Consider the following 18,712-nt stretch of genomic DNA (forward strand, 5'->3'; position numbering starts at 1 on the left):
ACTTGCGAGAGGCAAGAGGGGGAGCGGTGCCGGAAAACCAGAGACCGGAGTACGACGCTGAGCGGACCAGGGCCTTCGAGCCGGTCCGCCCGTCGGGCACCGCGTCGGAGCGCACGACGCAGCTCCCGGCCTCCTCCGTGCAGGAGGCCGCGTGGCCGACCGACGAGGCGGCGTGGCCGCAGGAGGAACCGGACGAGCCCGCCGCCGCGCCGACGGTGCGCAACGTGCAGCCGGCCGACGTGACCCGAGCCCTGCCCGCGGACGAGCCCGCCCGGGACGCCATCACGCACAAGCTCACGCCGCCCGCTGAGCAGTCGCAGTCGGGGCAGTTGGGACAGTCCCCGGCGGGACCGTCCCAGCCGGACCGCGCCCACTCCGGGCAGCTCCAGCCGGAGCAGACGACGCGGGTCACGCCGCCCGCCGAGCGGACCGAGGTCGTCCCGCCCGCCGAGCGCACGCAGGCGATGCCGGTCGCGAACGGCTCCCGCCGGCCGTCGCCGGCCGAGGAGACCACGGTCTTCGCCACCCCGGTGACCGAGGCGACCGTCCACGGCCCGGTGCTGGTGGACGAGGCGACCGAGACCGCCGAGACCGAGGACCGCCGCCGGAGCAGGCGGAAGCTGGTCATGGTCGCGGCGGGCGTGTTCGGCCTGCTGGTCCTGCTCTACGGGCTGGACATCGCGTTCTCCAGCGGCAACGTGCCGCGCGGGGTGACCGTGGCGGGCGTCGACGTCGGCGGCCTGGACCACCCCGCCGCCGAGCAGAAGCTGCGCGACCAGATCGGCCCGCGCCTCGCCCAGCCGGTGCGCGCGCAGGCGGGCGACGTGGCGACCGAGGTCGACCCGAAGACCGCCGGCCTGGAACTCGACTGGGCCGCCACCCTGGACCGCGCGGGTGACCAGCCGCTGTCCCCGATCACGCGGATCACGTCGTTCTTCACGTCCCGCGAGGTCGGCATCGCCACCCGCAGCGACGGTGCCAAGCTGACCGCCGCGCTGGAGGGCCTGCGCGCCCAGACCGACCACGACCCGGCCGAGGGCACCATCCGGTTCGAGGGCGCGAACGCCGTCGCCGTCGACCCGAAGCAGGGCCAGAAGCTGGACGTGCCCGCCGCGTCGGAGAAGATCCTCGCCTCCTGGGCCGACGGCGGCACGGTCGACCTGCCGGTCGCCACCACGCCCGTGAAGACGACCAAGGAGGGCGTGCACAAGGCGCTCGAAGAGGTCGCCAAGCCCGCCGTCGCCGCGCCCGTCGTGATCAAGGGCGAGGGCCGGGACGCGACCCTCACGCCGGAGCAGCTCGGCGCGACGCTGGTGTTCGAGCCCGCCGAGGACGGCGGCCTCACCGCGAAGGTCGACAACAACAAGGTGATCGAGGCCGCGGGTCCGCAGCTCAAGGAGACGGAGAAGGAGGGCAAGGACGCCGAGATCCTCTTCGAGGGCGGCCGGCCCACCGTCAAGGAGTCCGTGGACGGCATCGGCATCGACTGGGAGAAGTCGCTCACCCCGTTCATGGACGTGCTCAAGAGCGCCGACAAGCGGGAGATCAAGGCGGAGTACAAGCACACGCCCGCCAAGGTCACCACGGAGCAGGCGAACAAGATGGGCATCAAGGAGGTCATCGGCGAGTTCTCCACCGGTGGCTTCGCCGCCGACTCGGGCACCAACATCCGGGTCGTCGCGGAGAAGGTGAACGGCGCGATCGTGAAGCCCGGCGAGACGTTCTCGCTCAACGAGTACACCGGTCCGCGCGGCACCGCGCAGGGCTACGTCGACGCGGGCATCATCGAGAACGGCGCGCCGGGCCGCGCGGTCGGCGGCGGCATCTCGCAGTTCGCGACCACGCTGTACAACGCGGCGTACCACGCGGGCATGAAGGACGCCGGGCACAAGGAGCACAGCTACTGGATCTCCCGCTACCCGGCGGGCCGCGAGGCGACCGTGTTCATGGACCCCGCGGGCAACAGCCTGATCGACATCAAGTTCACCAACCCGGACGACACCGGCGTGGCGATCCAGACCATCTGGACCCCGTCGTCCATCAAGATCGTCCTGTGGGGCACGAAGAACTACGACGTCAGCGGCTCCACCAGCGAGCAGTCGAACTTCACCGACCCGAAGGAGATCACCAAGACCACGCAGCCGTGCGTGGCGAGCGCGGGCGCGCGCGGCTTCACGGTCACCGACACCCGGACCATCCGCGACCGCCGCACCGGCCAGACCCGGTCGGAGTCCCGCACGGTCCGCTACGACCCGTCGCCGAAGATCGTCTGCGAGGCGCCGCCCGCGGGCTGACACCGCACTCCGCCCGGTTGGCGCAACGACTCGGGGTTCGGCGTGACCCCGCCCCGGGTATCACCCGTTCGTGAAGACAGACGCGGTGAGACGTCACCCGGCCGTGCAAGTTCTCGGTCGGGCGGGCATGGTGTGTTACGGGGTGGTGCACGTGCTGCTCGCCGTGCTCACCGCTCAGGTGGTGCCCGGCGACCGCGGTGAGCGCACCGACCAGAAGGGCGCCGTGGCGGCGCTCGCGGAGACCTCGCTGGGCCCGGTCCTGCTGTGGGTGCTGGGCCTCGGGCTGTTCGCGTTCGCCGGGTGGCAGGTGGCGTTGGCGGTGTCCGGCTACGACTGGGTACCGCCGGGGCGCAAGCGGGTGTTCCGCCGCGTCGGGTCGGCGGCGCGGGCCGTGACGGGTGTCGCGATCGGCGTCGCGGCGATCGGCTACGCGGTCGGCTCGGGCCAGTCGCAGTCGTCCGACCAGCAGTCCCAGACGTGGACGGCGAAGCTGCTCGCCCTGCCGCTGGGTCGGGTCCTGGTCGGCGCGGTCGCGTTGTTCGTGGTCGGGCTGGGTGTCGCGGTGGCGCGCAAGGGCGTGACCAAGGCGTTCGAGGACGACCTCGACATGACCGACCTGCCGTCCGCCACGCGGGTGTGGGTGGAACGCCTCGGTCGGATCGGGTGGATCGGCAAGGGCGTGTCGTACGCGTTGATCGGCGTGCTGGTCGGTTTCGCGGCGATCAGCGCCGACCCGTCGCAGGCGGGTGGGCTGGACAAGGCGTTGCACGCGCTCGCCGCGCAGCCGTACGGGATCTTCCTGCTGGCCGTGATCGCCCTGGGGTTCCTGGGTTTCGGCGCGTACTGCTTCGCCGCCGCGCGGGCGCACAAGAGCTGAACGCGCGGAGGGGGCGGCACCGCAGCGGCGCCGCCCCCTCCGCGTCGGGTCAGAACGCGGCTTCGTCCACGTCCATCAGCGAGTTGTCGGTGTTCTCGGCGATCTTGCGGCGGGCCGACAGCTCCGGCAGCACGTTCTTCGCGAAGAACGACGCCACGGCGACCTTGCCCTCGTAGAACGCCTTGTCCCGCGCGGACACCCCGCCGTCGAGCTTGGTCAGCGCGACCTCGGCCTGGCGCAGCAGCAGCCACCCGACCAGCACGTCGCCCGCGGTCATCAGCAGGCGCACGGAGTTCTGGCCGACCTTGTACAGGTTGCGCACGTCCTCCTGCGCGCCGGTCAGGTAGCCGACCAGCGCGCCCAGCATCCCCTGGAGGTCCTCCAGGCCCTGCTTGAGCAGCGCGCGCTCCTCCTTGAGCCGGCCGTTGCCGCTCTCGTCGTCCAGGAACCGCTGGATCTCGCCGTTGAGGTAGCCGAGCGCCTGGCCCTTGTCCCGGATGATCTTGCGGAAGAAGAAGTCCAGGGACTGGATGGCGGTCGTGCCCTCGTACAGCGAGTCGATCTTGGAGTCCCGGATGTACTGCTCGATCGGGTACTCCTGGAGGAAGCCGGAGCCGCCGAGCGTCTGGAGCGACTGTGCGAGCTGCTCGTAGGCGCGCTCCGAGCCAACGCCCTTCACGATCGGCAGCAGCAGGTCGTTGACCTTCTCCGCCAGCTCCTTGCCCTCGCCGCCCAGCGCGATCCGGTCCTGGACGGTCGCCGTGTACAGGTACACCGCGCGCAGGCCCTCGGCGTACGCCTTCTGGAGCATCAGCGAGCGCCGCACGTCCGGGTGGTGCGTGATGGTCACGCGGGGCGCGGTCTTGTCGGTCATCCGGGTCAGGTCGGCGCTCTGCACGCGCTCCTTGGCGTAGGCCAGGGCGTTGAGGTAGCCGGTGGACAGGGTGCCGATGGCCTTGGTGCCGACCATCATCCGCGCGTACTCGATGACCTGGAACATCTGCGCGATGCCGTCGTGCACCTCGCCCAGCAGCCAACCCCGCGCGGGCACGCCGTGCTGGCCGAACGTCAGCTCGCACGTGGTGGAGACCTTCAGGCCCATCTTGTGCTCGACGTTGGTCACGAACGCGCCGTTGCGCTCACCGGTCGACTCGCCCGTCTGCGGGTCGAAGTGCCACTTCGGCACGAGGAACAGCGACAGGCCCTTGGTGCCGGGCTTCGCCTCGATGCCGGGGCCCTCGGGGCGGGCCAGCACCAGGTGCATGATGTTCTCGGTCAGGTCCTGGTCCGCGGAGGTGATGAACCGCTTCACGCCGTCCAGGTGCCAGCTGCCGTCCTCCTGGAGCACGGCCTTCGTGCGGCCCGCGCCCACGTCGGAACCCGCGTCGGGCTCGGTGAGCACCATCGTCGCGCCCCAGCCGCGCTCGATCATGATCTCGGCCCAGCGCTTCTGCTGCTCGGTGCCGTTGCGGTAGACCACGGAGGCGAAGTTCGGGCCCGCCAGGTACATGTAGACGGCCGGGTTCGCGCCGAGGATCAGCTCGGAGGCGGCCCACTGCACCGACGGCGGGATGCCGAAACCACCCAGCTCGTTGGGCAGCGACAGGCGGTACCACTCGCCGTCCCAGAGGGCGCGGTAGGACTTCTTGAACGACTCGGGCAGCGTCGCCGAGTGCGTGGCGGGGTCGAACACCGGCGGGTTGCGGTCGGCGTCGGCGAAGGACTCGGCCAGCGGGCCGACCGCGAGGTTGTCCAGCTCGGCCAGCACGCCGCGCGCGGTGTCCTCGTCGGACTGCTCGAACGGCCCCTTGCCGAGGTGGTCCTGCACGTTGAAGACCTCGAACAGGTTGAACTCGAGGTCCCGGACGTTGCTCTTGTAGTGACCCATCTCGTCTCACTCCATCAAGGTCGGGGCTGTCCCCTACTGACCGGTAACAACCAGGGTATTACCTGTCAGTAACCACGGCAAGGCCGCCCTGCGGGTTGGCCGTCACCTCATGTCGGGCGAGCTGAGCAACCCCGCCTGGTAGGCGAGCGACACGGCGTGCGTCCGGTCCCGTGCGCGGAGCTTGCGCAGGATGTTCTTCACGTGCGTGCGGACCGTCTCCACCGACACGTACAGCTCGTTCGCGACGGCCTGGTTCTCCAGGCCGTCGGCGATCAGCTGGAGGACCTCGTACTCGCGCCTGGACAGCGAGCGCCGCGAACCGGCCTCCGCGGTCGGCGTGAAACCCGCCGCCAGCGGCGCCAGCGTCGGGTCCAGGTACATCCGCTCCTGGTGGCCGCGCACGATGGCCTGGAGCACCTCGCCGATCTCCCCGCCGCGCGGCACCATCCCGCGCACGCCCGCGCCCAGCGCCGCGCGCACGTACTTCGCGGTCCGGTGCGGGTCGCGGACCAGGGACACCACCAGCAGCCGCGGGTCGTTGCCGGTGAGCAGGCTCGCGAGGTGGCCCTGGGGGTCCAGCACGGAGTCGATCAGCAGCACGTCCGGCCGCAGGCGCTCGTGCAGGCGGACGGCCGTCTGGAGGTGGCCCGTGGAGCCGAGCCAGTGCAGCCCCGGTGTCCGGCGGACGACGGCCGAAAGGCCCTCGCGGAACAGCGGTATGGGGTCCACCAGCGCGATTCCCGGTCCCGTGACATGCCGACCTGCGCCCGTCGCGGAGTGCGGGCGCGCGTTGACACCGGTTCGCATACCGATTGGAGTCGGCAGCCGGCGGAACATGACGGTGGTTCGGAGAAAAAGTTCACCCGGCGGCTGTGGGCAGGCTCATGCGGTCGCCCGGGTCCGCCCGCCGCACAGTGGGTGCATGACGACGTGGCAGCCGCGGGACGGGACCGAATCGGCCGCCGGGTGGCGGCTGTGGCTCGCGTTGAGCGGGCGGCTGTGGCCGGGTGACGACTGGGACGCCACGCCCGCGTCCGCCGTGCGCGTGCTGCGGGACATCGCGGTGACCTGCGCGGACATCCGGTCCACGTGCCCGGTGGACGCGCCCGTGCAGCGGCTCGTGGACTCGGTGGCGTTCGTGGTCAGCCTGCCGCTGGAGCTGTGGCGTGACGACCACGTGCCGGTGGACGCGGACCGCGCGGCGTTGCTGCACGGCGACCTGGCGGGTGTCGTGGAGCACGCGGCCGGCGTGCGTGCCGTGCTGGCGGCCGGTGGCGGGTGGGCGGAGCTGGAGTCGCGGTAGTAGTGTGTGCCCTAATGATTAGTGCACAAACTATCGAGGGCGACCCGCTGGCCCTGGACCGGCAGGTCTGCTTCGCCCTGGCGATCGCTTCCCGGAACGTGGTGGCCCTCTACCGGCCGCTGCTCGAACCCATGGGGCTCACCCACCCGCAGTACCTGGTGATGCTCGCGCTGTGGGGCCGGACGCCGCTGTCGGTCAAGGAACTCGGCCGCCTGCTGGCGCTGGAGCCCGCCACCCTGTCGCCGCTGCTCAAGCGGCTGGAGGCGATCGGGTACATCACGCGCGGGCGTGCGTCGACCGACGAGCGGCAGCTCGCCGTGGCGCTCACCGAGAAGGGCGTGGCGCTGCGCGAGCAGGCCCTCGCCATCCCACCCGCCGTGGTCGAGAGGCTTGGCATGTCGTTGACCGAGTTGCAGGACCTGCACGCCGTGCTGACGCGCGTCATCGCCGCGACGGAGCGCACATGACCCCGCCGCTGGTGTTGCGCGCCTGGTACCTGGTCGGCGGTCGGCTGCCCATGAAGTACCGCGAGTGGGTGTTCGAGCAGGCCACGAAGCCGTCGTGGCTGGCGTGGTTCGTCGTGCGGGCGTTCCTCCAGGTGTTGCCGTTGACGATCGTGATCGCCGTGGCTCTGGTGTTCGGTCTTGACTCGCCGTTGCCGTTGGCGTTGGCGTGCGGTTCGTTGGGGTTGGTCGTGGGCGTGTACTTCGCGGTGTCGTACGCGATCGAGAGCACCGACCACCGGATGACGAAGTACGGCTACCCGCGTGCGTCGGCCAGCACGTACCGGCGTGCGCAGGCGTTGGAGACCGACCGCGAGCGGGAGCGCCGTTACAACGAGGCTTGGCGCTCTTGAGCGAACGCGTCGGCCAGCTTCGCCTCCCACCCCGGTGGCAGGACGGTCGGCTGGCCGAACGCGGCTCGCAGGTAGTCGCGGCGACCGAGCACGACCGCCGTCTCCCGCCACCGCTGCACCACCCAGGCGCACAGCCGGCTGATCAACAACGCCTCGGTGGCGGCGGGCGTCGGTGCGGGCAGCGGGTCGAGGCGGGCCAACTCCTGGAGTTCGGCGGCGGTGGCGGGCACCGGGTCGGGCAGGCCGAGCTGCCACTCCAGCGGTGCGACGTTCTTCTTCACGGCCTGCTCGGCGACGATCCGCTCCTGGTAGGCGGCGCGGATGCGCCCGATCTCGGCGAGCAGGTCGGGCAGCGCGCACGTGCGGGCCGCCCAGTCCGTCGGCCCGACACCCGCCGCGGCTTCGAGTTCTTCGAGGGCGGTGGTGTCCCCGTCCCACGTCAACACCGCCCGCTTGCGGCAGCGGTCGAGGACACGGCGGGCGTCGGTCACGGGTTCGTCCCACGCGCCCGTGCGGAGTCCTTCGGTGTCGACGTGCCACACGGCCAGCGTCGACTCCCGGCGGACGACCACGACGTGCCCGATCATCGTCCGCCCGTCACCGGCCCGTGTGGGCAGCAGACCTAACGGACTGTGCTGAGGTCCATCAACCGCCATCACGCCTCCCGTAGGTGATCACCCGATCCTACGGACGTGCGCATGGCGTGGTCGCGTCCCCACGCGCCGAGGGGCAGCAACGCCTCGTTGAGCGAGATCCCCGAGTCGGTCAACGAGTATTCGACGCGGGGCGGCACCTCGTCGTACACCCGCCGCCGCACCACGCCCGCGGCTTCCAGTTCACGCAGGTGCGCGGTGAGCACCTTCTCCGTGACGCCGGGCAGTTCGCGCCGGAGCTGCCCGAACCGCCGCGGCCCCTCGCCGAGCGCCCACAGCACCAGCACCTTCCACTTGCCGCCGATCACGTCCATGGCCGCGTCGACGCCGCAGTGGTGGGCTCCGGGCCTGTTTGTGGTTTTGTGCACGCACTTCAAGGTAATCACCCACGGCAAAGTGCGTACTTGATCAACTGGAGCGGTGCTGACGAGCATGGTCGGCATGGCTCAAGAAGCACTGACCCTCCTCGGCCTCGGCGACATGGGCACCGCCCTGGCCCGCACCTGGCTGGCCGCCGGCCACCCCGTGACCGCGTGGAACCGCACCCCCGCCCGTGCCGCCCGGTTGACCGGCGCCACGACGTTCCCCACCGCGGCCGAAGCCGTTGCCGCGAACCGCTTGGTCGTGGCGTGCCTGCTGGACGACGCCTCCGTGCGCGAGACCCTGCGGGATGCTGATCTGGACGGCAAGGACGTGGTCAACCTGACCACCAGCACCCCCGACCAGGCCCGTGAGCTGGCGAAGTGGGTGGAAGATCGAGGCGCCCGCTTCCTGGCCGGCGGGATCATGGCCGTGCCGCCGATGATCGGTAATTCGGGGTACGTGTTCTACAGCGGGTCGGAGGCGTTGTTCGCGGAGCACGAGGCGACCCTCGCCGTGCCCGTCGGCACGAAGTACGTGGGTGCGGACGCCGGGTTCGCGGCGTTGCACGACGTGGCGTTGTTGAGTGCCATGAGCGGCGCTTTCGCGGGTATCTCGCACGCTTTCGCGCTGGTGCGCCGGGAGGACGTCCGGCCGTCCGACTTCGCCGAACTCCTGGTCGGCTGGCTGACGGCGATGATGCCGTACGTCCACGGGGTCGCCGAGCACCTGGAAAGCGGCGACTACACGAAGGGCGTCGTGTCCAACCTGGCGATGCAGGTGGCGGGCAACGCGACCCTGCTGCGGACGGCGGAGGAGCAGGGCGTCAGCCCGGAACTCCTGACCCCGTACATGAACCTGATGGCACAACGCTTGGCCGACGGCCACGGCACCGAGGGCACCACGGGGGTGATCGACCTCCTCCTGCGCTGACCCCGGCCACACGGCTCAAAGGCGTTGTCGCCACCGGACTTGCAGTACGGGAGTGCGTACTTCGGCCGCGAAGTCGGGGACGACCTTGGCCAAGCGGTCCAGGAATTCCTCGGGTGTGACCTCGGGCTTGTTGTACGCGCTGATCTGGTCGTTGATGCACTCGACCGTGCGATCGGGGTACAGGTCGAACTGATCGAGCAGGAAGTCGTCTGGGTGCACGGCGTCCAGGTCGTACGGTGACAACGCCGCGGTGGGGAAGTCGTCGATGTTGGCGGTCACGATCACCGCGGCACCGCCGTACGCCGCGGCGGCGAGCACGTGCCGGTCCTTGGGGTCGTTGGTCATCATCGGGGTCAGCGATTCGTAGCCGGTCACCAGCGCGTCGGGGAACACCCGGCGAATCGTGTCGACGAACTTCCGGGCGCTCTCCGGCGTGCGGTGCCCTACGCGGGGAAGGTTGCGTTCGACTTCGCCGAGCACCTCGTCGGACCAGAGCGGGCGGTAGGTGTTCGCCTCCGCCAATCGCAGCAACAAGTCCGCCAGGCGGTACGGGATGAGCACGCAGGCGTCGAGGTAGGCGGGGAAGGGCACTAGCGGGTCCGGGGGAACTGGTCCACGGCGTCGTAGGAACCGTCCTCGACGGCTTCACGCGTCAGCTCGTCCAACGCGGTGCGGCGGCGGACGCGGGCGCGTTCCTGGTAGCCCAGCAGGTCGGTCAACCGGACCCGCCGGTGCCGCCCGCGCATCTCGAACGGGATCTCGCCCTCCTCCAAGAGGCGCACCAGGGTCGGGCGAGAGATGTTGAGCATGTCCGCGGCCTGCTGCGTGGTCAGCTGGGTGGTGTGCGGCGCGATGGTGATCGCGAGCCCGTTCGACAGGGCTTCGACCACCTCGCGCAGCGCGGCGAACACCTCACCGGGCAACTTGATCTCCGTGCCGTCCGGCCCGACGAGCCTGGTGTGGCCGTGCAGAGCCTCGGCCGCGTGCGCCAAGTCGTCCTGGCTGTCGCCAGGGGGGAACACGGTGTGCTGCCGGAGCGCCGTCGCCATCTTCAACCCCTTCCGCTTCTGCGGCCTAGTCTATCCGAAAAAAACGAAAGGGGTTGTCGTGCCAGGCCGGCCCGGCGCAGGAGTCGGTGTACGCAGTCCCTCCGACATCCGATCACCGAGGCGGGACGTGGGCTGGGCGAACGGGAACACGGCAGGCCGGACCGGGGTGACGAAGACGACGCACGCACGTCGAGGCCCGAGCACGACGAAGGCCCAGGCGCTCCAGCGAACCGGGGCTGACCTGGGCCTTCGTCGTTCCGAGCGGGTGACGGGAATCGAACCCGCCTCTACAGCTTGGGAAGCTGTCGTTCTACCAATGAACTACACCCGCGTGCTGCGCGTCCGATCATACACATAGGCTGGGACCGTGTTGTTGAGTGACCGCGATCTGCGGAGCGAAGTCGCGTCCGGACGTCTCGTGCTGGAGCCGTTCGAGGACGTGATGGTGCAGCCGTCCAGTATTGATGTGCGGTTGGACCGCTTCTTCCGGGTGTTCAACAACACCCGGTACACGCACATCGACCCCTCGGTGCAGCAGGACGACCTCACGTCGGTGGTCGAGGCGGACGGGGACGACCCGTTCGTGCTGCACCCCGGCGAGTTCGTCCTCGGCTCCACCTTCGAGCAGGTGGCACTGCCCGACGACCTGGCCGGCCGGCTGGAGGGCAAGTCCTCCCTGGGTCGCCTGGGTCTGCTCACGCACTCGACCGCCGGGTTCATCGACCCCGGCTTCTCCGGTCACATCACGCTGGAGCTGTCGAACGTCGCCAACCTGCCGATCACCCTCTGGCCGGGCATGAAGATCGGCCAGCTCTGCCTCTTCCGGCTCAGCTCGGCGGCCGAGTTCCCGTACGGGTCGCAGCAGGCGGGTTCCCGCTACCAGGGCCAGCGCGGCCCCACGCCGTCCCGCGCGCACCTCAACTTCCACCGCACGGACACCCGCCGCTAGAACAGCTTCCCGTACCTCGCCAGCACCCTCGACCGCAGCTCGGGGTCGGTCCGCGGCACGGGCTCCAGGAACACCTCGTCCAGGTCGGGCCAGCGCTCCCGCAGCTCGGCGTCGATCCGCACGCACGCCCGCTCCAGCTCCGCGGCGTGCAACGAGTCGTCGAAGTCCAGCCGCACGCACAACAGCACGCGGTCGGTGCCGACGGCCATGGTCAGCAGGTCGACGACCTGCTCCACCTCGGGCTCGGCACGCAGGTGCTCCCACACCGCGTGCACCAGCTTGGGGTCCGCCTGCCTGCCGATCAGCAGTCCCCGGTTGGTGCCCGCCAGCACGAACGCGGCCACCGCCAGCAGCACGCCGATCAGCAACGACGCCACCCCGTCCCACACCGACCGCCCGGTCAGGTGGTGCAGCCCGAGCCCGCCGAACGCCAGCAGCAGGCCGACCAACGCCGCCGAGTCCTCGAAGAACACCGTCTTCACCGTCGGGTCGTCGGACACCCGCAGGTACGCGAGCACGGACCGCCCCTCGGCCCGCGACTCGCGCCGCACCTGCCGCACGGCCTGCGTCCACGACACCGACTCCAGCGCGAACGCGATCGCCAGCACCAGGTAGCCGACCCCGGGGCTGGTCTGCTCGGTCGGTTCGCCGAACACCGTGTGCACGCCCTCGTAGAACGCGAACACCGCACCGGACACGAAGATCGACACGGCGGCGAGCAGCGACCAGAAGTACCGGTCCTTGCCGTAGCCGAACGGGTGGCGGCGGTCCGCGGGCCGCTCCGAGCGCCGCAGCGCGGTGAGCAGCAGGCCCTCGGTGAACGTGTCCGCGACGGAGTGGGCGGCTTCCGCCAGCATCGCCGCCGAACCGGTGATCGCGCCCGCGATCGCCTTCATCACCGCGATGGCCAGGTTGACCGCCAGCGCCAGCAACACCGTCACGGTGCTCTCGCCGCTCTTGGGCTGCGTCATGTCCCGACCGTAGGACCGCCGGCCGCCGAGCGCGCGTCACGCGATCGTGATCAACAACGCGCAACGGCCGGCGTGCGGTCACCGATAGACCGTGGGATGCATTGGGGGGTAATACACGTGGCAAATCTGCGTGCGGCGGCCGTGGTGACGGCTGCCGCGATCATGGCGTTGACGTCGGGCACCGCGGTGGCACAGGAGGACACCGGCACGCTCGAAGGCGTGTTGTGGTTCGACCGCAACGAGAACAACGTGCGGGACAGCGGCGAACCGTCCTACGCCAACAGTCGGGGCGTCCAGGTCGTGGACGCGACCGGCGCGGTGCTCGGTGAGTACCCGACCGACGGGTTCGGCCGGTACCGCGCGACCGGGCTGCCCGCTGGCGAGCTGGACGTGCGGGTGGTGGACGCCGACCTGTTCCGCGTCGGACCGCCGCGGAAGGGCAACGGCACCGTCGACTTCGGACTGCTCGGCGCGACCATCACGGGCGACCTGTTCGTCGACCAGAACGAGGACGGCGTGCGCCAGCCCGACGAGCAGGGCCTGGCCGTGCACCCAGCGCTGCGCCTGACCCGCGGCGACGTGGAGCTGCCGGATGCGGCGGCGGTCGGGGACGTCGGGTACGCGTTCCGGGACCTGCCGGCGGGCGAGTACGTGCTGGAGGCGACCGATCTCACGCCTGTCGCGTGGATCGCCGCGCCGCGGACCGAGCACGACGTGGACCCCGTGACGCGCCGGAAGACAGTGACGGTCGCACCGGGCGACAACGGGCGCGTGGACGTGCGATACGTCCGGCAGACCATCGACTTCGCGATGGGCACACCGGTGCTCACGCCCGCCAAGGACGCCTACGGCCTCAATGACGAGGTCGAGCTGTCCGTGTCGGTGAAGAACCTCGGCCCGGTGACGGACCGGGCGACGTTCGTGATGTTCCAGATGGGCCCGGCCCGGTGGGCGAGCGACACCCTGGTGATGGGGCAGAGCGGCCAGGAGTTCACGCTGCGCGACCCGCTCCAGCCGGGCGAGTCGGTCGACATCGCCGTCCGGTACGTGCTGGACGATCCGGAAACCACGCGGCTGCACCTGTTCGCGCGTCCGGTGTCCGAGCAGCGCTTTCGCGACTTCGACACGACCAACAACCACGCGATCGTGGAGTTCAAGCGGTCGATCGGCGGCACCACGATCACGCCCACGCCCACGACCGCACCGCCCACCACGCCGTTGGAGCCGACCACGCCGTTGGAGCCGACCACGACCACGTCCGCGCCGGCCGCCGTCGTGACGTCCGGCGGGAGCGGTCTGGCGGACACCGGCGCGTCGCCGGGCCTGCTGCTGCTCGTCGGCGGGCTGCTGGTCGGTGGCGGTGCGCTGGCGTGGTGGGCGGCACGCGGACGACGCGCCTGACCCGTTCGGCCGATCACCACCGGCTAGCCTCGCGACATGGGCTTCCTGGTGCAGGTGCTGCTGACCGCGGTGGCGGTCTGGGTTTCCACGGTCATCCCGGGCATCGACCTGGGTGACGGCTCGACCCCGGCCAAGATCGGCACGCTGATCGGTGTCGCGCTGCTGTTCGGCCTGGTCAACACGGTCGTCAAACCGGTGGTCAAGTTCTTCGGCTGCGTGTTCTACCTGGTGACCCTGGGCCTGATCGGCCTGGTCGTGAACGGCCTGCTGTTCTGGCTCACCGGGTGGCTCGCGGCCGAGCTGGGCCTGCCGTTCCGGGTGACGGGCTTCTGGCCCGCGTTCTTCGGCGCGATCATCGTGGCCTTCACCAGCTGGGTGCTGAACCTGGTCTACGACCGGGTGGCGGACCGGGACTGACGCGTGAAGGCCCCCTCGCGAGCGCCGCGAGGGGGCCTTCACGCACGACCGGGCTCAGCCGGCCTGACCTCGCTTCACCGCGGCGAGCAGGAGCTGCGCGACGTCCACGACCTCGACGTGCGACGCGGCCCGGCCCTCGTTCTGCCGGGCGGTCACGCCGTCGGTGAGCATCACGCGGCAGAACGGGCAGCCGGTCGCGATCTTCGACGGCGCGGTGCCCAGCGCCTCGTCCACGCGGTCGACGTTGATGCGCTTGCCGATCCGCTCCTCCATCCACATCCGCGCGCCGCCCGCGCCGCAGCACATGGAGCGGTCGCCGTGGCGGGGCATCTCGCGCAGCGTCGCGCCGGACGCGCCGACCAGCTCGCGCGGCGCCTCGTAGACCTTGTTGTGGCGGCCCAGGTAGCACGGGTCGTGGTAGGTGACGTCCTCGGTGACCTCGGCGACCGGCACCAGGCGGCGCTCACGCACCAGGCGGTTCAGCAGCTGCGTGTGGTGCACGACCTCGTACTGGCCGCCGACCTGCGGGTACTCCTTGGCCAGCGTGTTGAAGCAGTGCGCGCAGGTGACGACGATCTTGCGGCGGCCGGGCTCGCGGCCCTCGAACACCGAGTTCAGCACCTCGACGTTCTGCTGCGCGAGCATCTGGAACAGGAACTCGTTGCCCGCGCGCCGCGCCGGGTCGCCGGTGCAGGTCTCCTCCGGGCCGAGCACGGTGTACGAGACGCCCGCCGTGTGCAGCAGCTCGGCCACGGCCCGCGTGGTCTTCTTCGCGCGGTCCTCGAACGCGCCCGCGCAGCCGACCCAGAACAGGTACTCCGCGTCGCCCAGCTCGCCGTCGAACACCGGCACGTCGAACTCCAGGCCCTCGGTCCACGCGAGGCGGTCCTTGGCGTTCTGGCCCCACGGGTTGCCCTTGTTCTCCAGGTTCTTGAACATGCCGCCCAGCTCGGACGGGAAGTTCGACTCGATCAGCACCTGGTAGCGGCGCATGTCGACGATGTGGTCCACGTGCTCGATGTCCACCGGGCACTGCTCGACGCACGCGCCGCACGTGGTGCACGACCACAGCACGTCGGGGTCGATGACGCCCATCTCCCCGGCGCCGCCGACCAGCGGGCGCTCGGACTCCGCCATCGCCAGCACGTCGATGGACTCCAGGCGCTTCTTGTAGTCCTCGTACTTGTCCTCGGTCAGGCCGACCTCGTCGCCCGCCATGTCCTTGCTGCCGCCCGCGAGCAGGTACGGGGCCTTCGCGAACGCGTGGTCGCGCAACTGCGTGATGAGCAGCTTCGGGGACAGCGGCTTGCCGGTGTTCCACGCGGGGCACTGCGACTGGCAGCGCCCGCACTCGGTGCACGTGCTGAAGTCCAGCCAACCCTTCCAGGAGAAGTCTTCCACCTTGCCGACGCCGAACACGTCCTTGTCGGGGTCGGCCTCCTCCAGGTCGAGGACCTTGCCGCCGCTCATCATCGGCTTGAGCGCGCCAAGCGCGACGCCGCCATCGTCCTCGCGCTTGAAGTAGATGTTGAAGAACGCGCTGAACCGGTGCCACGCGACGCCCATGGTGAGGTTCCGGCCGACGACGGTCAGCCAGATCATGCCGGACAGCAGCTTGATGACGGCCATGACGGACACCCAGTCGGGGTTGTCCGGGAGGACGTGGCTCAGCGGCAGGGTGACGAACGACGACCACAGCGGCATGTCCTCCAGGCCGGAGGACAGCTTGAACGCCTTCACGCCGAGGATGCCCAGACCCTCGATGATCACGACCGCCTCGACGAAGTAGGCGGCCTTGAAGTCCGAGCCGGCGAACCGGGACACGCGGTCGGCCCGGCGCGGGTGGTTGAGCTGGCGGATGACCGCCAGTGCCACGCCGCCGACCACGGTGCCGAGGCCGAGCAGCTCGACCAGCAGCGCCCAGCCGGACCACGCGCCGATGACGGGCCAGTGGAAGGCGGGGTAGAACACCTCGCCGTACGCCTCGAACAACACCGCGGACCCGATGAGGAAGCCCCACATCACCATCCAGTGCCAGGGGGCGACGTTGCGGAACTTGGCCATCCGGGTGTGCGCGACGAACTCCACGACCAGGTTGCGCAACCTCGGCACGAACGGGCCGTTGCGCGTGGCGTCGGGCTGGCCGAGCCGGATGATCCTGATCATCCGGACCACGCCGGCCACGAACAGGCCCCAGGCGAACACGCTGGCGGCGACGCCGACGGCGCCGAGGGTGAGCTGGAGGGCTCCCATGGGTGGCGGCCTTTCTCGTCCGTTCTCCTGGCTGGGGAGACTACGCCGGATTACTCATGGGTAACCACCTGGGCGTGGCCGATCACATAAACTAGTGGGACGGGTGTTCTAGGAGTTGGAGGCGCTCCGGTGGTGTACCTGCTGCTCGCGCTGGCGATCGCGGGCGAGGTGGCGGCGACCCTCTCGCTCAAGATCTCCGACGGGTTCACGAAGCCGTGGCCGGTCGTGGTGGTCGTCGTCGGGTACCTCGTGGCGTTCACGTCCCTCGGTTTCGTGCTCAAGCTGGGTATGCCGATCGGGGTGGCCTACGCGATCTGGTGCGCGTTCGGCATCGCGGCCGTCGCGGCGGCCGGCGTGGTGTTGTTCGGCGAACGGCTCAACCCGCTGATGATCGGCGGGCTGGTGCTCGTGGTGCTGGGCGTCGTGGCGATCGAGCTGGGCAGTGCGTCCGCCGGCTGACGGCAGGCGCGCCCGCGGCGAGCGCCGCCGGCGCGCCCTGCTCGCGGCCACCCTCCGGGTGATCGAGCGGGACGGCGTGGCGGGCGTGTCGCACCGGTCCGTGGCGCGGGAGGCGGAGCTGCCGGTGTCCGCGACCACCTACTACTTCGCCACGCTGGACGACCTGCTGGTCGCCACGCTGACCTGGTCCGCCCGCGAGATGGCCCTCGGCTTCGGCGCGGTGAAGCCGACGCCCGGCTCCGTGGCCCGGTTCCTCGCCGAGGCCGTCGGTCCCCACCGCGGGCGCACGCTCGCCGAGTACGAGCTGTACCTGCTGGCCGCGCGGCGGCCCGAGCTGCGGCCGGCGGCGCGGCGGTGGATCACGCTGCTGTCGTCGGTGTTCGGGACCATGCAGCCCGCCGCGTTCCTCGGCTTCGTCGCCGCGCTCGACGGGCTGCTCGTCCAGGGCCTGATCGCCGAGCACCCGCCGACCGCCGAACAACTGGAACCGGTCGTGTCCCTTCTGATGCCGTCACGATGACCTTCACGCGGGACACTGGTCGCATGAGGTTCGCCGGACGTGAGTCGTGGCAGGTGTCGCACGGGACGAATCAGACGGTCAACACCGCCCTGTTCCTGCGGGACACGCTGGCGCTGTCGGTCGACACCGTGCCGGAGCTGCCGGGCCTGGACCCCTCGGTGCCGGTGCGGGTGCCGACCGGCGTCGACCGGTCCGGCGCGGCCGAGGAGTGGCTGGGCTGGTGGGCCGACGTCCTGGACCACGCCCGGACCGAGCTGCCCGCGGGCTCGCCGATCGACCCGTCCGGGCCGTCGCTCGCGATCCGGCCGTCGCTGCGCGCGGCGGTGATCGCGTTGCGGCCGGCGGCGGCCGAGTACGACCGGGCGCACGCGGCCCGCTCGCCGGGCGCGCTGCCGATCGGCGAGGTGGTGCGCGGCGTGGAGAACCACCTCGGCCGGTACGTGAAGCCGTTCCGGCTGGTGATCACCGTCGTCCCGGTGCAGGGCCTGGTGTGGGAGCGGATGACCGCGTCGCACGTGATCGCGTCCGAGCGCTTCCTCGGCGACCCCGCGCGCAGCGCGCCCGCCCTGCGCGCGGTCGTCGAGTCGCTGGCCTGACCGCCCGGGGTAGGGCCAGCCCCCGCATCCGCTCGGGGGCCTCCCCGGTGGGCCGGTCGGGTCGCGCCACCTAGTTTGGTGGCAATGACCTTGATGCCTGAGGGGGCAGCGGTGGGGAAGCGGATCGCGTTGGCGGCCGTCGCGGCGGTGCTCGCGACGGGCTCGCTCTCGTCGTGCGTGAGTTTTGTGGAGAACACCTTCAACGACCGGCACGAGGTGACGGAGAAGGTGTCCACCGTGCGCATCCACAACGGCGCGGGTGACGTCCGTCTGCGTGGTTCGGAGGGTGTGACCACCACGGAGGTCAAGCGCGTGGTCGAGTACCCCAAGGGGACCGACGAGCCGAGGGGCGTGACGCACCGGGTGGAGGGCGACACCCTCGTGCTCGACGGCTGCGGGCGGCGGTGCTCGGTGAACTACGAGGTCACCGTGCCGACCCTGGGCGTGAAGGTGGTGGGCGACAACGGCTCCGGCGACGTCACCCTGGAGGGCGTGGCGAGCGTCGAGGTCGAGGTGGGCTCGGGTGACCTGGTCGTGCGCAACGTGTCCGGCCCGGTCAGCCTGGACAGCGGCTCCGGCGACGTCACCGTGACCGATGTCGGCGAGGGCGTCACCGCCCGGCTGGGTTCCGGCGGTGCCCGCCTGGCGAAGGTGCGTGGTCCGGTGCGCGTCGACAACAGCTCCGGCGACGTCGACGTCGAGCTGGCCGCCGTGCAGTCGGTCCGCGCCGAGACCGGTTCCGGCAACCTCACCGTGCGGGTGCCGCGCGGCGGCTACCGCGTCGAGGTGTCCTCGGGCAGCGGCGACGTCCGGAAGAGCGACCTGGTCAGCGACCCGGGCGCGAGCGCGGAGCTGGTCCTCCGGTCCGGCAGCGGCGACGTGGCGTTGAGTTCCGCCGCCTGACGCGGCCCGGAACCACCGGCCCCGACCGCC

At 70.7% G+C, this 18,712-nt stretch carries 21 protein-coding genes and 1 tRNA gene; 13 read left to right on the forward strand and 9 right to left on the reverse strand.

Going from position 1 to position 18,712, the window contains the following annotated elements:
• The first annotated feature begins 26 nt into the window (after nt 1–26).
• Nucleotides 27–2,294 carry a VanW family protein gene (locus tag KZQ38_RS00300; protein ID WP_372452193.1) on the forward strand — a complete coding sequence of 756 codons (2,268 nt, stop codon included), beginning with the start codon at nt 27–29 and terminating at the stop codon, nt 2,292–2,294.
• A 70-nt stretch (nt 2,295–2,364) separates the two neighbouring features.
• On the forward strand, nt 2,365–3,171 hold the full coding sequence (locus KZQ38_RS00305; protein WP_308258175.1) for a DUF1206 domain-containing protein: 807 nt from the start codon (nt 2,365–2,367) through the stop codon (nt 3,169–3,171).
• Between the two features lie 49 nt (nt 3,172–3,220).
• Here the strand turns inward: KZQ38_RS00305 and KZQ38_RS00310 are convergent, their stop codons facing one another.
• The gene (locus tag KZQ38_RS00310; protein ID WP_219437188.1) at nt 3,221–5,059 is read right to left on the reverse strand and encodes an acyl-CoA dehydrogenase; all 1,839 of its coding nucleotides are present in this window, start codon (nt 5,057–5,059) and stop codon (nt 3,221–3,223) included.
• 102 nt (nt 5,060–5,161) lie between these two features.
• Nucleotides 5,162–5,788 (reverse strand): LuxR C-terminal-related transcriptional regulator, encoded by a 627-nt coding sequence (locus tag KZQ38_RS00315; protein WP_308258176.1) that lies wholly within the window; start codon nt 5,786–5,788, stop codon nt 5,162–5,164.
• Between the two features lie 193 nt (nt 5,789–5,981).
• Between KZQ38_RS00315 and KZQ38_RS00320 the strand changes: the two genes are divergently transcribed.
• The 3 genes from KZQ38_RS00320 to KZQ38_RS00330 are packed head-to-tail and all read left to right on the forward strand — an operon-like array spanning nt 5,982 to nt 7,218.
• Complete coding sequence (locus tag KZQ38_RS00320) at nt 5,982–6,362, forward strand: hypothetical protein (RefSeq protein WP_219437192.1); 381 nt, start codon at nt 5,982–5,984, stop codon at nt 6,360–6,362.
• Between the two features lie 14 nt (nt 6,363–6,376).
• On the forward strand, nt 6,377–6,829 hold the full coding sequence (locus tag KZQ38_RS00325; RefSeq protein ID WP_219437194.1) for a MarR family winged helix-turn-helix transcriptional regulator: 453 nt from the start codon (nt 6,377–6,379) through the stop codon (nt 6,827–6,829).
• Nucleotides 6,826–7,218: a DUF5313 family protein gene (locus tag KZQ38_RS00330; protein ID WP_219437196.1), complete on the forward strand. Its 393-nt coding sequence runs from the start codon at nt 6,826–6,828 to the stop codon at nt 7,216–7,218. Before KZQ38_RS00325 ends, KZQ38_RS00330 begins: the two co-directional genes overlap by 4 nt.
• Here KZQ38_RS00330 and KZQ38_RS00335 read toward each other — a convergent pair.
• Together KZQ38_RS00335 and KZQ38_RS00340 are read right to left on the reverse strand one after the other, a co-directional pair.
• On the reverse strand, nt 7,194–7,874 hold the full coding sequence (locus KZQ38_RS00335) for a DUF6218 family protein (protein ID WP_219437198.1): 681 nt from the start codon (nt 7,872–7,874) through the stop codon (nt 7,194–7,196). The genes KZQ38_RS00330 and KZQ38_RS00335 overlap by 25 nt on opposite strands.
• Nucleotides 7,874–8,185 (reverse strand): winged helix-turn-helix transcriptional regulator, encoded by a 312-nt coding sequence (locus KZQ38_RS00340; RefSeq protein WP_257900627.1) that lies wholly within the window; start codon nt 8,183–8,185, stop codon nt 7,874–7,876. The genes KZQ38_RS00335 and KZQ38_RS00340 overlap by 1 nt, the downstream gene beginning before the upstream one ends.
• A 127-nt stretch (nt 8,186–8,312) precedes the next feature.
• Between KZQ38_RS00340 and KZQ38_RS00345 the strand changes: the two genes are divergently transcribed.
• Entirely contained in the window at nt 8,313–9,164 is an 852-nt protein-coding gene (locus KZQ38_RS00345; protein WP_257900546.1) for an NAD(P)-dependent oxidoreductase, read from the forward strand.
• 15 nt (nt 9,165–9,179) lie between these two features.
• On the opposite strand, the gene KZQ38_RS00350 is transcribed toward KZQ38_RS00345, so the two are convergent.
• The 3 genes from KZQ38_RS00350 to KZQ38_RS00360 all read right to left on the reverse strand — a co-directional run bounded on the left by KZQ38_RS00350 (nt 9,180) and on the right by KZQ38_RS00360 (nt 10,544).
• Nucleotides 9,180–9,755 (reverse strand): VapC50 family PIN domain-containing toxin, encoded by a 576-nt coding sequence (locus KZQ38_RS00350; RefSeq protein ID WP_308258177.1) that lies wholly within the window; start codon nt 9,753–9,755, stop codon nt 9,180–9,182.
• A complete protein-coding gene (locus KZQ38_RS00355; RefSeq protein WP_219437203.1) occupies nt 9,755–10,213 on the reverse strand; it encodes a helix-turn-helix domain-containing protein in 459 nt (152 codons plus the stop codon). The genes KZQ38_RS00350 and KZQ38_RS00355 overlap by 1 nt, the downstream gene beginning before the upstream one ends.
• 260 nt (nt 10,214–10,473) lie before the next feature.
• Nucleotides 10,474–10,544, reverse strand: a tRNA-Gly gene (locus tag KZQ38_RS00360).
• Nucleotides 10,545–10,580: 36 nt separating this feature from the next.
• On the opposite strand from KZQ38_RS00360, the gene dcd reads away from it, so the two are divergent.
• Complete coding sequence (dcd, locus tag KZQ38_RS00365; RefSeq protein WP_219437205.1) at nt 10,581–11,162, forward strand: dCTP deaminase; 582 nt, start codon at nt 10,581–10,583, stop codon at nt 11,160–11,162.
• Here dcd and KZQ38_RS00370 read toward each other — a convergent pair.
• On the reverse strand, nt 11,159–12,133 hold the full coding sequence (locus KZQ38_RS00370) for a cation diffusion facilitator family transporter (protein WP_219437207.1): 975 nt from the start codon (nt 12,131–12,133) through the stop codon (nt 11,159–11,161). The two genes, dcd and KZQ38_RS00370, sit on opposite strands and share 4 nt — an antisense overlap.
• Before the next feature lie 117 nt (nt 12,134–12,250).
• Between KZQ38_RS00370 and KZQ38_RS00375 the strand changes: the two genes are divergently transcribed.
• Nucleotides 12,251–13,534 carry a hypothetical protein gene (locus KZQ38_RS00375; RefSeq protein WP_219437209.1) on the forward strand — a complete coding sequence of 428 codons (1,284 nt, stop codon included), beginning with the start codon at nt 12,251–12,253 and terminating at the stop codon, nt 13,532–13,534.
• Between the two features lie 36 nt (nt 13,535–13,570).
• On the forward strand, nt 13,571–13,951 hold the full coding sequence (locus KZQ38_RS00380) for a phage holin family protein (protein ID WP_219437211.1): 381 nt from the start codon (nt 13,571–13,573) through the stop codon (nt 13,949–13,951).
• 54 nt (nt 13,952–14,005) lie between these two features.
• Here KZQ38_RS00380 and KZQ38_RS00385 read toward each other — a convergent pair whose 3' ends face one another.
• The gene (locus KZQ38_RS00385) at nt 14,006–16,204 is read right to left on the reverse strand and encodes a (Fe-S)-binding protein (protein ID WP_257900547.1); all 2,199 of its coding nucleotides are present in this window, start codon (nt 16,202–16,204) and stop codon (nt 14,006–14,008) included.
• A gap of 129 nt (nt 16,205–16,333) precedes the next feature.
• Between KZQ38_RS00385 and KZQ38_RS00390 the strand changes: the two genes are divergently transcribed.
• The 4 genes from KZQ38_RS00390 to KZQ38_RS00405 all read left to right on the forward strand — a co-directional run bounded on the left by KZQ38_RS00390 (nt 16,334) and on the right by KZQ38_RS00405 (nt 18,682).
• Nucleotides 16,334–16,663 (forward strand): DMT family transporter, encoded by a 330-nt coding sequence (locus KZQ38_RS00390; RefSeq protein ID WP_219437213.1) that lies wholly within the window; start codon nt 16,334–16,336, stop codon nt 16,661–16,663.
• Nucleotides 16,647–17,183: a TetR/AcrR family transcriptional regulator gene (locus KZQ38_RS00395; RefSeq protein ID WP_219437215.1), complete on the forward strand. Its 537-nt coding sequence runs from the start codon at nt 16,647–16,649 to the stop codon at nt 17,181–17,183. The genes KZQ38_RS00390 and KZQ38_RS00395 overlap by 17 nt, the downstream gene beginning before the upstream one ends.
• Before the next feature lie 23 nt (nt 17,184–17,206).
• Nucleotides 17,207–17,779: a hypothetical protein gene (locus tag KZQ38_RS00400; protein WP_219437217.1), complete on the forward strand. Its 573-nt coding sequence runs from the start codon at nt 17,207–17,209 to the stop codon at nt 17,777–17,779.
• 111 nt (nt 17,780–17,890) lie between these two features.
• Nucleotides 17,891–18,682, forward strand: a complete 792-nt coding sequence (locus tag KZQ38_RS00405) for a DUF4097 family beta strand repeat-containing protein (protein WP_219437219.1) — start codon at nt 17,891–17,893, stop codon at nt 18,680–18,682.
• Nucleotides 18,683–18,712: the final 30 nt, after the last annotated feature.

Source organism: Saccharothrix obliqua (genome assembly GCF_019375475.1).
Lineage (GTDB): Bacteria > Actinomycetota > Actinomycetes > Mycobacteriales > Pseudonocardiaceae > Actinosynnema > Actinosynnema obliqua.

What these genes read in the sequence shown, in the direction of transcription:
- KZQ38_RS00345 (WP_257900546.1), top strand. Translation starts at nt 8,313, where the DNA reads ATGGCTCAAGAAGCACTGACCCTCCTCGGCCTCGGCGACATGGGCACC.
- KZQ38_RS00385 (WP_257900547.1), bottom strand. Translation starts at nt 16,204, where the DNA reads ATGGGAGCCCTCCAGCTCACCCTCGGCGCCGTCGGCGTCGCCGCCAGC.
- KZQ38_RS00330 (WP_219437196.1), top strand. Translation starts at nt 6,826, where the DNA reads ATGACCCCGCCGCTGGTGTTGCGCGCCTGGTACCTGGTCGGCGGTCGG.
- KZQ38_RS00325 (WP_219437194.1), top strand. Translation starts at nt 6,377, where the DNA reads ATGATTAGTGCACAAACTATCGAGGGCGACCCGCTGGCCCTGGACCGG.
- KZQ38_RS00340 (WP_257900627.1), bottom strand. Translation starts at nt 8,185, where the DNA reads ATGGACGTGATCGGCGGCAAGTGGAAGGTGCTGGTGCTGTGGGCGCTC.
- KZQ38_RS00370 (WP_219437207.1), bottom strand. Translation starts at nt 12,133, where the DNA reads ATGACGCAGCCCAAGAGCGGCGAGAGCACCGTGACGGTGTTGCTGGCG.
- KZQ38_RS00320 (WP_219437192.1), top strand. Translation starts at nt 5,982, where the DNA reads ATGACGACGTGGCAGCCGCGGGACGGGACCGAATCGGCCGCCGGGTGG.
- KZQ38_RS00310 (WP_219437188.1), bottom strand. Translation starts at nt 5,059, where the DNA reads ATGGGTCACTACAAGAGCAACGTCCGGGACCTCGAGTTCAACCTGTTC.
- KZQ38_RS00335 (WP_219437198.1), bottom strand. Translation starts at nt 7,874, where the DNA reads ATGGCGGTTGATGGACCTCAGCACAGTCCGTTAGGTCTGCTGCCCACA.
- KZQ38_RS00400 (WP_219437217.1), top strand. Translation starts at nt 17,207, where the DNA reads ATGAGGTTCGCCGGACGTGAGTCGTGGCAGGTGTCGCACGGGACGAAT.
- KZQ38_RS00355 (WP_219437203.1), bottom strand. Translation starts at nt 10,213, where the DNA reads ATGGCGACGGCGCTCCGGCAGCACACCGTGTTCCCCCCTGGCGACAGC.
- KZQ38_RS00380 (WP_219437211.1), top strand. Translation starts at nt 13,571, where the DNA reads ATGGGCTTCCTGGTGCAGGTGCTGCTGACCGCGGTGGCGGTCTGGGTT.